This is a genomic window from Azotobacter bryophylli (assembly GCF_042643485.1).
In the GTDB taxonomy this organism is placed as follows: Bacteria; Pseudomonadota; Gammaproteobacteria; order Pseudomonadales; family Pseudomonadaceae; genus Azotobacter; species Azotobacter bryophylli.
The window spans coordinates 236,939-251,172 of record NZ_JBHRSJ010000035.1; the positions used below are offsets into that span (position 1 = coordinate 236,939).

Genomic DNA, 14,234 nt, shown 5'->3' on the forward strand with positions numbered 1-14,234 from the left:
GCAGGCCGCGCCGGAAGTGGCGACCCATCGGAATAAGGAGCCCGCGTGGCCATCGAGATACACTGGATCCGCGACGATGCCGACCTGGCGAAGCAGTGCGCCGTCTGGCGACAGCTGCCCTTCGTGGCGGTCGATACCGAGTTCGTGCGGGTCGATACCTTCTACCCGCAGGCCGGCCTGGTGCAGGTGGGCGACGGCCGCGATGCCTGGCTGATCGACCCGCTGGCGATCGGCGACTGGCGGCCCCTGGCCGAACTGCTGGAAGACCGCGCCGTGGTCAAGGTGCTGCATTCCTGCAGCGAGGACCTGGAGGTGCTGCAGCGCCTCACCGGCAGCGTGCCGCAGCCGCTGTTCGACACCCAGCTGGCCGCCGCCTATCTGAATCTGGGCTTCTCCATGGGCTACTCGCGCCTGGTGAAGGAGGTGCTGGGGATCGATCTGCCCAAGGGCGAGACCCGCTCCGACTGGCTGCAGCGCCCGCTGAGCGAGCTGCAGGTCAGCTACGCCGCCGAGGACGCCGTGCACCTGGCCGAGGTCTACCTGGCGCTGAGCGAGCGGCTGTCGGAGGAGAAGCGCGCCTGGGTGCTGGAAGACGGCGCCGAGCTGGCGGCCAACCTCAAGCGCGAGGTCCCGCCGGAGGAACTCTACCGGGAAGCCAAGCTGGCCTGGAAGCTGAGCCGCCAGCAGCTCGCCGTGCTCCGCGTGCTCTGCGCCTGGCGCGAACGCGAGGCGCGCCGGCGCGACCTGCCGCGCAACCGCATCCTGCGCGAGACCAGCCTCTGGCCGCTGGCGCGCTTCCAGCCGGACAACCTGGCCAGCCTGGGGCGCATCGAGGACATGCATCCGCGCAGCGTGCGCCAGGACGGCGAGACCCTGCTCCGGCTGATCCGCGAAGCGGCCGCCACGCCGCCGGATAGCTGGCCCGAGGCGGTGCCCGAGCCGCTGCCGCTGGAGGCTTCGTCACTGCTGAAGAAGCTGCGCCGGATCGGCCAGGCCGAGGCCGAGCGCCTGCAGATCGCCCCGGAACTGGTGCTGCGCAAGAAGAGCCTCGAAGCCCTGCTCAAAAGCGGCTACCCCAACGGCCCCTACCAGCTGCCGGACTCCCTGCGCGGCTGGCGACGTCAACGCATGGGCCAGGCACTGCTCGATTGCCTGGCCGGAGATCGATAAGGCATGAAACGAATCTGTTCCATCTACAAGAGCCCGCGCAAGAGCGAGATGTACCTCTACGTGGAGAAGAAGGACGCCCTGCGCCGGGTGCCCGAGGCGCTGCTGGCGATCTTCGGCCCGCCGCAGCACGCCTTCGACCTGGTGCTGAGCCCGGAGCGCCAGCTGGCCCGGGAGGACATCGGCAAGGTACTGGAGAATCTCGAGAAGCAGGGCTTCCACCTGCAGATGCCGCCGCAGCAGGAGGAGTACATCGAGCACCTGCCGGAGGAGCTGCTGCGGATGAACGACCCGGTCTGAGGCCGGATCGCGGCGCAGTGGGCGGCGGCAGGCGACCGGCCGGGAAGGCTTCTACACTGACGTCACCCGATTCGTGGGAGAGTGCCATGAAGATCCATGTCTGGTTGATCGGAGGCCTGTTCGCCGGTCTGGCGCTGACCGCCGCTGCCGAGCAAGCCGCGCCGGCCCCCGGGAGCGCGCCGCCCGCCGAGCAGAGCTGGCAGCAGCATTGGCAGCGGATGCAGGAGTACCGCCAGCGATGGCAGGCGGCGAAGACGCCGGAGGAGCGGCAGAAGCTACGCGAGGAGCACTGGAAGAGCATGCAGGAAGGTATGGCCGGCGGCTGCCCGATGATGGGCCGGCACGACGGCATGGGCATGCACGGCGGCGGCCAGGGCGGCATGATGGGCCATGGCCGCATGGCGGGCGCCGGGGGCGGCATGCCGGAGCCGACCGCCGAGCAGCTCGACCGCCATATCGACCATATGGAGAAGATGCTCGAGCAACTGCGCGCCCACCGCGAGATGCTCGACAAGCAGTGACCGACCGATCCCGGCGAATCCCCGTCCCGCGCCGGTCCCGGCCACCCTTGGCCGGGGACCCGGCAGCCGCTAGACTGGCGCACTTTTTCTGCGGCGGTGGCTCCCATGGCGGCGAAAGTCGAACCCTTCTGGAAACGCAAGACCCTTGACCAACTGGACCCCGAGGAGTGGGAGTCCCTCTGCGACGGCTGCGGCCTCTGCTGCCTGCAGAAGCTCGAGGACGAGGAGGACGGCAGCGTCTACTACACGCGCATCGCCTGCAAGCTGCTCGACCTGGAGACCTGCCGCTGCAGCGACTACGCCGACCGCCGCCGCTCCGTTCCCGACTGCATCCAGCTCACCCCGGCCCAGGCCGACGAGTTCCAGTGGCTGCCGCCGACCTGCGGCTACCGTCTGGTCGCCGAAGGCAAGGACCTGCCGCTCTGGCACCCGCTGGTCTGCGGCGATCCGCAGGCCGTGCACCGCGAGCGGATTTCCCAGGCCGGACGCATGCTCAGCGAGACCGCCGTGGCCGAAGAGGACTGGGAAGACCATCTGATCTTCCGCGCCGGTTGAGCTTCCCCGGCCTGCCGGCGTCCAAACCGAATTCCCCGTTGCGCTCGCGAAGGAGCCGTACCGCATGTCCGCCCGCCTGAACCTGTTGCTCTGTGCCGTCCTGCTCGGTGCGAGCGCGCCGTCCTGGGCCGAGAAGAAGGTCGATCTCGACTACCACGTGAGCTTCCTGCCGGCGAGCGACCAGGCCGAGGTCCGCCTGACCCTGGAAGACGGCAGCGCGGTGAAGAGCCTGCGCTTCGATTTGGGCGACGACGGCCGCTACAGCGACTTCAAGACCGACGGCGGCTGGCTGCAGGAGAGCCCGAGCGCCGGCACCTGGCAGCCCGGGACGGGCAAGACCAGCCTGAGCTACCGGGTGCGGGTCAGCCATCAGCGCCAGTCCGGCACGTTCGACGCGCGGATGACCGAGGACTGGGTTCTGCTGCGCGGCGACGATCTGGTGCCGGGCGCCAGCCTGCGCCAGCAGGACGGGGTCGAGCTGGTGGCGCGGCTGCAGTTCGAATTGCCCAAGGAGTGGCCGGGCGTCGAGACCGGCTGGCCGCGCATCGGCCCGAATCGCTTCCGCATCGACAACCCCGCACGCCGCTTCGACCGCCCGACCGGCTGGATCCTCGCCGGCAAGCTCGGCTCCCGGCGCACCCGGCTCGGCAACGCCAACGTCAGCGTGGCCGCCCCGCTGGGCCAGGGCATGCGGCGGATGGACATCCTGACCCTGCTGACCTTCGTCTGGGACGCGTACCGCGCGGTGTTCCTCCGCGAGCCGGCCAAGCTGCTGGTGGTCGGCGCCGGCGATCCCATGTGGCGCGGCGGGCTGTCGGCGCCCAATTCGCTGTACCTGCACGCCGACCGCCCGCTGGTCAGCGAGAACGGCACCAGTTCCCTGATGCACGAGCTGGCCCACGTGTTCCTGCGCATCCGCGACGTCGAGCGGAGCGACTGGATCAGCGAGGGGCTGGCCGAGTACTACGCCATCGAGCTGCTGCGCCGCGCCGGCGGCCTGAGCGAGGAGCGTTACGTCAAGGTCTACCAGCGCCTCGGCCGCTGGGGCGAGAAGGTCAAGAGTCTGCGCGGCGAAGCCGTCCGCGGGCCGGAAACCGCCCGCGCCGTGCTGCTGCTGCGGGAACTCGACCGGGAGATCCGAGAGCAAAGCGGCGATCGCCATTCCCTGGACGACGTCGTCCAGGGGCTGATGCGCCTGGACGTGGTCAGCACCCGGGATTTCATCGCCCTGAGCGAAGACCTCATGGGCGGCAAGTCCAAGGTGCTGGCCAGCCGGCTGCTGCGTTGACCGGCACATTGCTATTGTTCCAACATGTAAGAAACACGACAAAATCCGAAAGACGCAGGGAATGCGCGCCGCAATGGTGAGAATCAAGGAATAACCGGGCAAAAACCCGCCTTCAGGGGGCTTTGGTTGGCTGGTGTCGGATTGCCATGCTGAGGCATAGTCGTTGCATGCAACCCTCTATCAGATAACTATTTTTCCGAGGTATGCGAAAGATGCCCTTGACAATCGGTTGGACTGAAGAGTTCGAAACCGGAATCGATATCATTGATGAGCAGCACAAGCGCATCTTCGAATACCTGAACGAGATCAACGAAGCGATCGCGCAAGAGTCTGCTCCCGAAATCGAGCGAGTCATCAAGGCGGTCATCGACTACACGATCTCGCACAACACCTTCGAGGAAAGCCTGATGGAGAAGGCGGGCTATCCGCTGCTCCAGGCCCATCACCGGGTGCACGAGCGCTTCAAGGAACGTGCTTACTCCTACGGCAAGCGCTTCGCCGACGGCGAAGACCCGATCGAGCTGGCGCGGGAAGTGCGCACCGACATCGGCCTCTGGCTGATGAACCACATCAAGCTCGACGACAAGCACTACGTGGCGGACGTGAAGAGAAGCATCGAGGGCGGCTTCGTCACCCGGATGCTGAGCCGGTTCTTCCACTGACCGACTCGGGCGACCGCCGTTAGCGCTTGGTCGCCGCTGCGGAAACTCGCCAAGCCCCGGCCCGTCTATCGGTCATGGTCCATCCATGGGGAGGGAGGGTTATGTTCGTGCCTGATTTGCGCGGTCTCGGGCTCGTCGAGCTGCTGAAATGCACGGTGAAGGACTTCATCGAGGACGAGATGCCGATCTATGCCTCGGCGCTGGCCTTCCAGATGCTGTTCTCGCTGTTTCCCTTCCTGCTCTTCCTGATCGCCCTGATCGGTTTTCTCGATCTGCAGAAGTTCTTCGACTGGATCCAGCAGCAGGCCGCCCTGTTTCTCCCGGCCCAGGCCATGGGCCCGGTCAACGAGGTCATCGCCCAGTTTCAGACCGAGCGGGCCGGGTTGTTCTCCCTGGGGATAGTGCTGGCGCTGTGGACCGCCTCGGCCGGGGTGCGCTCGACCATGAGCGCGATGAACAAGGCCTACGACGTGGAGGAGGGCCGTCCGGCCTGGAAGCGCATCCCCCTCTCGGTGTTCTACACCGTCGGCATCGCCCTGATGCTGCTGAGCGCCGCCGGGCTGATGGTGGTCGGCCCGGAGGTGATGCGATGGTTGGCCGGCTGGGTGGGGCTGGAACAGCTGATCGTCACCCTCTGGACCTGGCTGCGCTGGCCGGTGGCGATCCTGCTGATGATCCTCGCGGTGGCGGTGACCTACTACGTGGCGCCCGACGTGGAGCAGAGCTTCCGCTTCATCACGCCCGGCTCGGTCGTCGCCGTGCTGGTGTGGATCGTCGCCTCGCTGGGCTTCGGTCTCTACGTGCAGAACTTCGGCCATTACGACGCCACCTACGGCAGCGTCGGGGCCATCATCGTCATGCTGCTGTACTTCTTCATCTCCTCGGCGGTCCTGCTGTTCGGCGCGGAGCTGAACGCGGTGATCGAGCACCATCATCCCGAGGGCAAGGCTCCCGGGCAGAAGGAGCTCTAGACCTGGCGCAGCACCTTGAGCAGGAAGGCGTATTCCAGCGCCACGTCCTTCAGCGCCTGATAGCGTCCGCTCACGCCGCCGTGGCCGGCGCCGAACTCGGTCTTCAGCAGCAGCAGGTTGTCGTCGGTCTTGCAGGCGCGCAGCCTGGCCACCCATTTCGCCGCTTCCCAGTACTGCACCCGGCTGTCGTGATAGCCGGCCACGGCGAGGATCGCCGGGTAGTCCTGGGCGCGGACGTTCTCGTAGGGCGCATAGGCCTTGATCCGTTCGTGGACTTGCGGATCGTTCGGATCGCCCCATTCGTCGTACTCGGTGACGGTGAGCGGCAGGTCGGGGTTGTGCATGGTGTTCAGCACGTCGACGAAGGGCACCTCGGCGATGGCCGCGGCGAACAGCTCCGGGCGCAGGTTGAGCACGGCGCCGATCAGCAGGCCGCCGGCGCTGCCGCCGCTGATAGCGAGCTGCCGGGGCGAGGTGAAGCCTGAGGCGATCAGGTGCTCGGCCGCCGCGATGAAGTCGCCGAAGCTGTTCTGCTTGTGCTCCAGCTTGCCGGCCCGGTACCAGGCCTCGCCCAGCTCGCCGCCGCCGCGCACGTGGGCGATGGCGAAGGCGAAGCCGCGCTCCAGGAGGCTCAGACGGGCGTGGGAGAACCAGGGATCGAGGCTCTCGCCGTAGGCGCCGTAGCCGTAGAGGTAGAGAGGGGCGGGTCGGCCCAGGCTGTCGCGGCGGGCGACCAGGCTGATGGGCACGCGGGTGCCATCTTTGGCCTGGGCCCAGAGGCGCAGGCTGAGGTAGTCGTCGGCGTTGAAGCGGCCTTCCACCGGGGTTTCCTTGAGCACCCGCTGGACGCCGTCGGCGAGGCTCAGCTGGCGGATCTGTGCCGGCCGGTTGAGGGCCTCGTAGCGCAGGCGCAGCACCGGGCTGTCGAACTCCAGGTGGTCCTGCACGTGCAGGCTGTAGGCGGCGTCCGGCAGTTCGACGCGGTAGGGCACGGCGCCTTGCGGATGCACCTCGACGATCGGCAGGCCCTGCTCGCGCAGGCTGAGGAGGAAGGCGCCGGCGTTCAGACTGAGGTCCTCGATCATTCGCGCCGGGTCGTGGCCGATCCGTTCGCGCCAGTGCTCGCGGCAGGGCGTGGCCTCGTCGGCCTGGTAGACGGCGAAGTTGATGCCGGCCTGGTTGCTGCGGATCAGCCAGCCCCAGTCGCCGTCGATGCGCCCGTGATCGGGGTAGTATTCGTGGCCTTCCTCGCGCGGCGCCAGGCAGACGAAGGCCTCGAAGGGATGCTCGGCATCCAGCACCCAGGCCTCGCAGGTGGTCTTGCTGTTGGCCAGCAGGATCAACTGGCGCTCGGAGCTGGAGCGGTAGCAGTGGATGAAGAAACGCCCGTCCGGTTCGTTGAACACCAGTTCGGCTTCGGCGTCGCCCAGCCGGTAGCGGTACAGCTTGTGCGGCCGGTGGGTGTCGTCCAGCTCGGCGAAGAACAGCGTCCGGCTGTCGTTGGCCCAGGTCATGCTGCCGTCGCAGTTCTCGAACGGCAGCTCGTGGAGCTCGCCGCTGTCCAGCTCCTTGACGAACAGGCGGTAGATCTCGTCGCCGCTGGTGTCCAGGCTGTAGGCCAGGCGCGCATGGTCGGGGCTGACGCTGAAGGCGCCGAGGGAGAGGTAGCCGTCGCCGGCCAGGGCGTTGGGGTCGAGCAGCAACTGCTCGGCGTCTTCGTCCACCTTGAGCGAGCCGTCCGCCGGGCGCGGGCCGCGGTAGTGGCGCGGATATTCGTCGCCGGCGCTGGTGCGCTGGTAGTAGAGGTGCGGCCCCCAGGGAATCGGCAGCGACAGGTCGGTCTCGCGGATGCGCCCCTTGATCTCCTGGAACAGGGTCTCGCGCAGCTCGTCCTGATCCCGCAGGGACTCCTCCAGGTAGGCGTTCTCGGCCTCGAGATAGGCGAGCACTTCCGGGCTGTCGCGCTGTTCCAGCCAGCGGTAGGGATCGGCGGTGTGGTGGTCGGCGCGGGCGATGGGGGCTTGCGTCATGGGGGCTCCTGGAGGACCGACAGCTGGGGCGCGGGGGGGTGAAAAAGTCGTTATCATAAGCGCCCTTTTGTCTGCCCTACACTGCCATGATCGAAAACGAGTATCTGCTTGCCTGGGCCATCTATGCCGTCGCCGCACTGGGCTGCCTGCTGGTTTGGTTTCGAATGACCGGCTGGATGTGGCGCTGGGTCCGCGAGCCGTTGCGGGTCGTCATGGGAGTGTTGCTGCTGACGCCGACCCTGGTCGATCAGGCCCGGGACCTGTACGCGCCGGCGCTGGCCATCACGGCGCTGGATCTGCTGTTCCACGCCGGCAGCAGTGCCTGGCGTTCGGTGAGCGACCTGGTGCTCTACAGCCTGAGCGCCCTGTGCTTCTACCTAGTGCTGGCGGTGCTGCGCTGGCTGGTCCAGCGCTGGCTGCAAGCCGGGCGCGAGGAGCAGGCCCCGGCCGCCGACGAGGAACCGACCCTGCGCGAGCTGATGGCCAGGCAGCCGGCCGGGACCGGCGACCGCCAGGGCCCGCGCCTGCGGATCGAGCCGCGTATCTGACCCCCACCACCTGCCTGCGAGGGGCTCCGACAAGATGTGCGAATTGCTCGGCATGAGCGCGAACGTTCCGACCGATATCGTCTTCAGCTTCACCGGCCTGATGCAGCGCGGCGGCCGCACCGGGCCGCACCGCGACGGCTGGGGCATCGCCTTCTACGAGGGGCGCGGCATCCGCCTGTTCCAGGACCCGGTGGCGAGCGCCGAGTCGGAAGTCGCCAAGCTGGTGCAGCGCTATCCGATCAAGAGCGAGCTGGTCATCGGCCATATCCGCCAGGCCAACGTCGGTCGCATCGGTCTGGCCAACACCCATCCCTTCGTGCGCGAGCTGTGGGGACACAACTGGTGCTTCGCCCACAACGGCCAGCTGGCGGACTTCCAGCCGTCGCCGGGGTTCTACCGTTCGGTGGGCGACACCGACAGCGAGCGGGCCTTCTGCGAGCTGCTGAACCGGGTGCGCCAGGCCTTCCCCGAGCCGGTCGCCGGCGAGACGCTGCTGCCGACCCTGATTGCCACCTGCGACGAGTTCCGCCGCCACGGCGTGTTCAACTGCCTGCTGGGCAATGGCGACTGGCTGTTCACCTTCTGCAGCACCAAGCTGGCGGAGATCACCCGCCGCGCGCCCTTCGGCCCGGCGCAGCTCAAGGACGCCGACCTGACCGTGGACTTCCAGGCCGAGACCACGCCCGACGACGTGGTGACGGTGATCGCCACCGAACCCCTCACCGCCAACGAGACCTGGACCGCCCACCTTCCCGGTGCGTGGAGCCTGTGGCGCCGGGGCGAATGCGTGGCGCGCGGGCAGGTGCCGGCGGCCTGAGACGGGTTTCCCGGCAGCGAACGCCTTCGCCCCGGGCATAGTCGTGCGGCTCGTCGCTCACTTGGCGAGGAAGCGCATTCCGTCCTCCAGACCGGCCAGGGTCAGCGGGTACATCCGATTTCCCACCAGTTCGCGGACGATCCGGGTGGAGGCGCTGTGCTCCCAGAACTCCCGCGGGGTGGGGTTGATCCAGATGAGCTTCGGGTAGGTCTCGCGGAAGCGCTGCATCCAGAGGTAACCGGCTTCCTCGTTCCAGTGCTCGACGCTGCCGCCGATCTGGGTGATCTCGTAGGGCGACATGGTCGCGTCGCCGACGAACACCACCTTGTAGTCGGGGCCGTACTTGTGCAGCAGATCGTGGGTCGCGGTCGTCTCGGACTGGCGCCGCCGGTTGTTCTTCCACACCGCCTCGTAGACGAAATTGTGGAAGTAGAAGTGCTCCAGATGCTTGAACTCGGTGCGGCAGGCGGAGAACAGCTCCTCGCAGGCCTTGACGTGGAAGTCCATGGATCCGCCGATGTCCAGCAGCAGGAGCAGCTTCACCGCGTTGCGCCGCTGCGGGCGCAGGCGGATGTCGAGCAGCCCGGCGTCCCGGGCGGTGTGCTCGATGGTGGCGTCGAGGTCCAGCTCCTCCGGCGCCCCCTCCCGGGCGAAGCGGCGCAGACGGCGCAGGGCCATCTTCAGGTTGCGCGTGCCCAGCTCCGCCTGGTCGTCCAGGTTGCGGTACTCGCGCCGTTCCCAGACCTTCACCGCCTTGCCCTGGCGCTCGCCGGCATCGCCGATGCGGATGCCCTCGGGGTGGTAGCCGCCCGAGCCGAACGGGCTGGTGCCGCCGGTGCCGATCCACTTGTTGCCGCCGGCGTGGCGTTCCTTCTGTTCCTCCAGGCGCTTGCGGAAGGTTTCGAGCAACTGGTCCAGCCCGCCTAGGGGCCGGATCTGCGCCTTTTCCTCGGCGCTCAGCCGGCGCTCGAACTCCCGGCGCAGCCAGTCCTCGGGAATCAGCGCCTCGAGCAGCCCGTCGAGGTTCTGCAGGCCGTGGAAGTAGGCGCCGAAGGCGCGGTCGAACTTGTCGAAGTGGCGTTCGTCCTTGACCAGCACGGTACGGGCGAGGAAGTAGAACTCGTCCATGTCGGCGAACACGACCCGCCTTTTCAGCGCCTCGATCAGATCGAGCAGCTCGCGCAGCGACACCGGCACCCGGGCCGCGCGCAATTCGTTGAACAGGTTGAGCAGCATGCTGTGCCCTCGCTGGGGGGCGCCCGGCGTCAGCGCCCGGCGCGGCGGCTCATGAAGGCCAGGCGCTCGAGCAACTGCACGTCTTGCTCGTTCTTCACCAGCGCGCCGGCCAGCGGCGGGATGGCCTTGGTCGGGTCGCGCTGGCGCAGCACCTCGACGCCGATGTCGTCGGCCAGCAGCAGCTTCAGCCAGTCGACCAGCTCGGAGGTCGAGGGTTTCTTCTTCAGGCCCGGGACTCGGCGCACCTCGAAGAACAGGTCGAGGGCCTCGGCGACCAGCTCGCCCTTGAGGTTCGGGAAATGCACGTCGACGATCTTCTGCAGCGTCTCGCGGTCGGGGAAGGCGATGTAGTGGAAGAAACAGCGGCGCAGGAAGGCGTCCGGCAGCTCCTTCTCGTTGTTCGAGGTGATGACGATGATCGGCCGCTGCCGTGCCCTGACCGTTTCGCCGGTCTCGTAGACGAAGAACTCCATGCGGTCGAGTTCCTGCAGCAGGTCGTTGGGGAACTCGATGTCGGCCTTGTCGATCTCGTCGATCAGCAGCACCACCCGCTCCTCGGCCTCGAAGGCTTCCCACAGCTTGCCCCGGCGGATGTAGTTGCGCACGTCGTGGACCTTGTCCACGCCCAGCTGCGAATCGCGCAGGCGGCTGACCGCATCGTATTCGTAGAGGCCCTGGTGGGCCTTGGTGGTGGACTTGATGTGCCAGGTGATCAGTCGGGTGCCGAGGGACTGCGCCAGCTGCTCGGCGAGCAGGGTCTTGCCGGTGCCCGGTTCGCCCTTGACCAGCAGGGGGCGCTCCAGGGTGATCGCGGCGTTGACGGCCAGCTTGAGGTCGTCGGTGGCGACGTAGGAGGCGGTGCCTTCGAACTTCATCTCTGAATCCTCGAATGGGGACGGCGCGAATCCGGCGCTCGCGCTGGGGTCGAAGAATCGACTATACGTGCCGCCGCCCCGGGAGGAAATCGGGCCGGGCCGGCACGGCTCCGGGCAGCGTCCCCGCCGCCGCTGGACGACCGCCGACGGGGGTCTTAGGCTTGAGCATTTCCCGGCCATCTGTATTCAAGGACAATCGCCATGAGTCGCATCTATGCAGACAACGCGCAGGCAATCGGCAACACGCCACTAGTCAAGATCAACCGACTGGGGCCCAAGGGAGTCACCATCCTGGCCAAGATCGAGGGGCGCAACCCGGCCTATTCGGTCAAGTGCCGGATCGGCGCCAACATGGTCTGGGACGCCGAGGCCAGCGGCCGACTGAAGCCGGGCATGACCCTGGTCGAGCCGACTTCCGGCAACACCGGCATCGGCCTGGCCTTCGTCGCCGCGGCGCGCGGCTACAAGCTGATCCTGACCATGCCGTCGTCCATGAGCCTGGAGCGGCGCAAGGTGCTCAAGGCCCTGGGCGCCGAGCTGGTCCTCACCGAGCCGGCCAAGGGCATGAAGGGTGCGATCGAGAAGGCCGCGGAGATCGCCGCCTCCGATCCCGAGCGCTACTACCTGCCGCAGCAGTTCGAGAACCCGGCCAACCCGGCGATCCACGAGAAGACCACCGGCCCGGAGATCTGGAACGATACCGACGGCGCGGTCGACGCCCTGGTGGCCGGGGTCGGCACCGGCGGCACCATCACCGGCATTTCCCGCTACATCAAGAAGACCCGCGGCAAGCCGCTGCTCTCGGTAGCGGTGGAGCCGGTCGGCTCGCCGGTGATCAGCCAGACCCTGGCCGGCCAGGAGGTACAGCCCGGCCCGCACAAGATCCAGGGAATCGGCGCCGGTTTCGTGCCGAAGAACCTCGATCTGTCCATCGTCGACCGGATCGAGCAGGTCTCCGACGAGGAGGCCAAGGCCATGGCCCTGCGCCTGATGCGCGAGGAGGGCATCCTCTGCGGGATCTCCTGCGGCGCGGCCATGGCCGCGGCGGTGCGCCTGGCGGAAACCGAGCCCTCCATGCAGGGCAAGACCATCGTGGTGATACTGCCGGACTCGGGCGAGCGCTACCTTTCCAGCATGCTCTTCGAGGGTCTGTTCACCGATCAGGAACTGCAGCAGTGAGCGGGGCCGGCGCGGGCGCTGCCTCTGGTCGCGTCCGTGCCGGCTGCTGAACCATTTCCCACCTTCCCCACGTAGAGGTCGCCCGCATGACGCAGCAATGGCCGACCGCCGAGATCGCCCGGCAGATCCTCGCTGGCTTCGATGATTACCGCGAGCGCTTCCGGCAGATCACCCTCGGCGCCCGGGCGCGCTTCGAGCAAGCGCAGTGGCAGGCGATCCAGCAGGCCTCGGCCGAGCGGATCAATCTCTACGAGGACAAGGTCGCAGAGACCCGGGAGCGCTTGTGCCAGGCGTTCCCCGCCGAGATCCTGCGCGACGTCCAGCTCTGGCCGCTGGTGAAGAGCGCCTACATCGGGCTCATCGATCTGCGCTACGACGACGAGCTGGCGGAAACCTGGTTCAACTCGATCTTCTGCAGCCTGTTCAGCCACGATTGCATCAGCGACGGCTGCATGTTCGTGCACACCACGCGGCCCTCCCTGCGCCGCCATGCCCATGCCGCGCAGACCTGCAGCTATGTGCCGGAGTCCGATCTGCGGGGCATGCTCGAGCGGATCCTCGAGGACTACCGCTTCGGCGTGCCCTACGAGGATCTGCCGGACGACGTGGCGTGCCTGGAGAGCCAGCTGCGCAGCCATCTTCCCGACTGGGTCTGCAAGGACCCGGAGCTGACCGTCGAGCTGTTCTGCCCGGTGCTCTACCGCAACAAGGGCGCCTATCTGGTCGGCCGCCTGTTCACCCGCGACGAGCAGTGGCCGCTGGCGATCGCCCTGGTGCATCCGGAGGGCCAGGGCATCCGCGCCGATGCGCTGATCACCGACGAGGCGGAAGTGTCGATCATCTTCTCCTTCACCCGTTCCTATTTCATGGTCGACGTGGCGATTCCGGCCGAGCTGATCAGCTTTCTCAGGCATATCCTGCCGGGCAAGCACATCGCCGAGCTGTATACCTCGATCGGCTTCTACAAGCAGGGCAAGTCGGAGTTCTACCGGGCCCTGATCAACCACCTGGCCAGCAGCGACGACCGTTTCGTCATGGCCCCCGGGGTGCGCGGCATGGTCATGAGCGTGTTCACCCTGCCGGGTTTCAATACGGTGTTCAAGATCATCAAGGACCGCTTCTCGCCCTCGAAGAACGTCGACCGCAACACGGTGATCGCCAAGTACCGGATGGTGAAGAGCGTCGACCGGGTCGGGCGCATGGCCGATACCCAGGAGTTCGCCGATTTCCGCTTTCCCCGGGAGAAGTTCGCCCCCGAGTGTCTGGCCGAGCTGTTGGAGGACGCGCCTTCGACCGTCGAGCTGGAGGGCGACACGGTGCTGGTCCGCCACTGCTGGACCGAGCGGCGCATGACCCCGCTGAACCTCTATCTCGAGCATGCCAGCAAGGCCCAGGTGCGCGACGTGCTGGAGGACTACGGCCTGGCGATCAAGCAGCTGGCGGCGGCCAACATCTTCCCCGGCGACATGCTGCTGAAGAACTTCGGCGTCACCCGCCACGGCCGGGTGGTCTTCTACGACTACGACGAGATCAGCTATCTCACCGAGATCAACTTCCGGCGCATACCGCCGCCGCGCTACCCGGAGGACGAGATGGCCTCGGAACCCTGGTATTCGGTGGCGCCGAACGATGTCTTTCCCGAGGAGTTCCCCCATTTCCTGTTCGTCGATCCGGCCCAGCGCAGGCTGTTCCAGGAGTTGCACGGCGACCTCTACCGGGCCGAGTACTGGCAGGGACTGCAGGCGGCGATCCGGACCGGCAAGGTGATCGACGTCTTCCCCTACCGGCGGCCGGCGTAGAGTACGCTGTCGTCTGCGGCGAAAATCGGATCGGGGGTATATCGGCGGCCGCGAAGGGGCTATCCTGAAATCCATGGGCGTCGCTGACCTGCCGGGACGGCCGCCCGACGACCGACGCATAGGGAGGTTGGCCATGAACCCGTTCCACCGCTTGCTCGCGCACCTTGCCGCCCTGTTCGCGCCGTCTCCATCGGAGCGGCTGCAGCCCATTCCGATCCCCAGTGAGGAGCGCCGTCGTCTGGCCGAGGAGCGTGCCCGCCGGCGCTGATTCCGGCAGGGCGCGCCC

At 67.3% G+C, this 14,234-nt stretch carries 15 protein-coding genes; 12 read left to right on the forward strand and 3 right to left on the reverse strand.

The features are described from left to right. Positions 1-45: 45 nt before the first annotated feature. From rnd to ACFOJE_RS20155, 7 genes are all read left to right on the forward strand, one after another. Complete coding sequence (gene rnd, locus ACFOJE_RS20125; protein WP_377816749.1) at positions 46-1,170, forward strand: ribonuclease D; 1,125 nt, start codon at positions 46-48, stop codon at positions 1,168-1,170. A gap of 3 nt (positions 1,171-1,173) precedes the next feature. Then, positions 1,174-1,467: a YcgL domain-containing protein gene (locus ACFOJE_RS20130; protein WP_377816750.1), complete on the forward strand. Its 294-nt coding sequence runs from the start codon at positions 1,174-1,176 to the stop codon at positions 1,465-1,467. 86 nt (positions 1,468-1,553) lie between these two features. After that, on the forward strand, positions 1,554-1,988 hold the full coding sequence (locus ACFOJE_RS20135; protein ID WP_377816751.1) for a hypothetical protein: 435 nt from the start codon (positions 1,554-1,556) through the stop codon (positions 1,986-1,988). 105 nt (positions 1,989-2,093) lie between these two features. Beyond that, a complete protein-coding gene (locus ACFOJE_RS20140) occupies positions 2,094-2,543 on the forward strand; it encodes a YcgN family cysteine cluster protein (RefSeq protein ID WP_377816752.1) in 450 nt (149 codons plus the stop codon). 64 nt (positions 2,544-2,607) lie between these two features. Further along, entirely contained in the window at positions 2,608-3,831 is a 1,224-nt protein-coding gene (locus ACFOJE_RS20145; RefSeq protein WP_377816753.1) for a hypothetical protein, read from the forward strand. A gap of 212 nt (positions 3,832-4,043) precedes the next feature. After that, entirely contained in the window at positions 4,044-4,493 is a 450-nt protein-coding gene (locus ACFOJE_RS20150; RefSeq protein WP_377816754.1) for a bacteriohemerythrin, read from the forward strand. 101 nt (positions 4,494-4,594) lie between these two features. Continuing rightward, a complete protein-coding gene (locus ACFOJE_RS20155; RefSeq protein WP_377816755.1) occupies positions 4,595-5,464 on the forward strand; it encodes a YihY/virulence factor BrkB family protein in 870 nt (289 codons plus the stop codon). Here the strand turns inward: ACFOJE_RS20155 and ACFOJE_RS20160 are convergent. After that, a complete protein-coding gene (locus ACFOJE_RS20160; RefSeq protein ID WP_377816756.1) occupies positions 5,461-7,494 on the reverse strand; it encodes a S9 family peptidase in 2,034 nt (677 codons plus the stop codon). The two genes, ACFOJE_RS20155 and ACFOJE_RS20160, sit on opposite strands and share 4 nt — an antisense overlap. An 86-nt stretch (positions 7,495-7,580) precedes the next feature. On the opposite strand from ACFOJE_RS20160, the gene ACFOJE_RS20165 reads away from it, so the two are divergent. Together ACFOJE_RS20165 and ACFOJE_RS20170 are read left to right on the forward strand one after the other, a co-directional pair. Further along, positions 7,581-8,042 (forward strand): MFS transporter, encoded by a 462-nt coding sequence (locus ACFOJE_RS20165; protein ID WP_377816757.1) that lies wholly within the window; start codon positions 7,581-7,583, stop codon positions 8,040-8,042. Positions 8,043-8,076: 34 nt separating this feature from the next. Then, a complete protein-coding gene (locus ACFOJE_RS20170) occupies positions 8,077-8,859 on the forward strand; it encodes a class II glutamine amidotransferase (RefSeq protein WP_377816758.1) in 783 nt (260 codons plus the stop codon). Positions 8,860-8,916: 57 nt separating this feature from the next. Here the strand turns inward: ACFOJE_RS20170 and ACFOJE_RS20175 are convergent, their stop codons facing one another. Further along, positions 8,917-10,095 carry a vWA domain-containing protein gene (locus ACFOJE_RS20175; protein ID WP_377816759.1) on the reverse strand — a complete coding sequence of 393 codons (1,179 nt, stop codon included), beginning with the start codon at positions 10,093-10,095 and terminating at the stop codon, positions 8,917-8,919. Between the two features lie 29 nt (positions 10,096-10,124). Beyond that, a complete protein-coding gene (locus ACFOJE_RS20180; protein WP_377816760.1) occupies positions 10,125-10,970 on the reverse strand; it encodes an AAA family ATPase in 846 nt (281 codons plus the stop codon). Positions 10,971-11,171: 201 nt separating this feature from the next. On the opposite strand from ACFOJE_RS20180, the gene cysK reads away from it, so the two are divergent. The 3 genes from cysK to ACFOJE_RS20195 all read left to right on the forward strand — a co-directional run bounded on the left by cysK (position 11,172) and on the right by ACFOJE_RS20195 (position 14,216). Next, positions 11,172-12,149: a cysteine synthase A gene (cysK, locus tag ACFOJE_RS20185; RefSeq protein ID WP_377816761.1), complete on the forward strand. Its 978-nt coding sequence runs from the start codon at positions 11,172-11,174 to the stop codon at positions 12,147-12,149. 86 nt (positions 12,150-12,235) lie between these two features. Next, positions 12,236-13,948, forward strand: a complete 1,713-nt coding sequence (gene aceK, locus ACFOJE_RS20190; RefSeq protein WP_377816763.1) for a bifunctional isocitrate dehydrogenase kinase/phosphatase — start codon at positions 12,236-12,238, stop codon at positions 13,946-13,948. A 133-nt stretch (positions 13,949-14,081) separates the two neighbouring features. Then, positions 14,082-14,216, forward strand: a complete 135-nt coding sequence (locus ACFOJE_RS20195; RefSeq protein ID WP_377816764.1) for a PA1414 family protein — start codon at positions 14,082-14,084, stop codon at positions 14,214-14,216. Positions 14,217-14,234: the final 18 nt, after the last annotated feature.

What these genes read in the sequence shown, in the direction of transcription:
- ACFOJE_RS20145 (WP_377816753.1), top strand. Translation starts at nt 2,608, where the DNA reads ATGTCCGCCCGCCTGAACCTGTTGCTCTGTGCCGTCCTGCTCGGTGCG.
- cysK (WP_377816761.1), top strand. Translation starts at nt 11,172, where the DNA reads ATGAGTCGCATCTATGCAGACAACGCGCAGGCAATCGGCAACACGCCA.
- ACFOJE_RS20155 (WP_377816755.1), top strand. Translation starts at nt 4,595, where the DNA reads ATGTTCGTGCCTGATTTGCGCGGTCTCGGGCTCGTCGAGCTGCTGAAA.
- ACFOJE_RS20195 (WP_377816764.1), top strand. Translation starts at nt 14,082, where the DNA reads ATGAACCCGTTCCACCGCTTGCTCGCGCACCTTGCCGCCCTGTTCGCG.
- ACFOJE_RS20130 (WP_377816750.1), top strand. Translation starts at nt 1,174, where the DNA reads ATGAAACGAATCTGTTCCATCTACAAGAGCCCGCGCAAGAGCGAGATG.
- ACFOJE_RS20180 (WP_377816760.1), bottom strand. Translation starts at nt 10,970, where the DNA reads ATGAAGTTCGAAGGCACCGCCTCCTACGTCGCCACCGACGACCTCAAG.
- ACFOJE_RS20175 (WP_377816759.1), bottom strand. Translation starts at nt 10,095, where the DNA reads ATGCTGCTCAACCTGTTCAACGAATTGCGCGCGGCCCGGGTGCCGGTG.
- aceK (WP_377816763.1), top strand. Translation starts at nt 12,236, where the DNA reads ATGACGCAGCAATGGCCGACCGCCGAGATCGCCCGGCAGATCCTCGCT.
- ACFOJE_RS20135 (WP_377816751.1), top strand. Translation starts at nt 1,554, where the DNA reads ATGAAGATCCATGTCTGGTTGATCGGAGGCCTGTTCGCCGGTCTGGCG.
- ACFOJE_RS20165 (WP_377816757.1), top strand. Translation starts at nt 7,581, where the DNA reads ATGATCGAAAACGAGTATCTGCTTGCCTGGGCCATCTATGCCGTCGCC.
- ACFOJE_RS20140 (WP_377816752.1), top strand. Translation starts at nt 2,094, where the DNA reads ATGGCGGCGAAAGTCGAACCCTTCTGGAAACGCAAGACCCTTGACCAA.
- ACFOJE_RS20150 (WP_377816754.1), top strand. Translation starts at nt 4,044, where the DNA reads ATGCCCTTGACAATCGGTTGGACTGAAGAGTTCGAAACCGGAATCGAT.
- ACFOJE_RS20170 (WP_377816758.1), top strand. Translation starts at nt 8,077, where the DNA reads ATGTGCGAATTGCTCGGCATGAGCGCGAACGTTCCGACCGATATCGTC.
- ACFOJE_RS20160 (WP_377816756.1), bottom strand. Translation starts at nt 7,494, where the DNA reads ATGACGCAAGCCCCCATCGCCCGCGCCGACCACCACACCGCCGATCCC.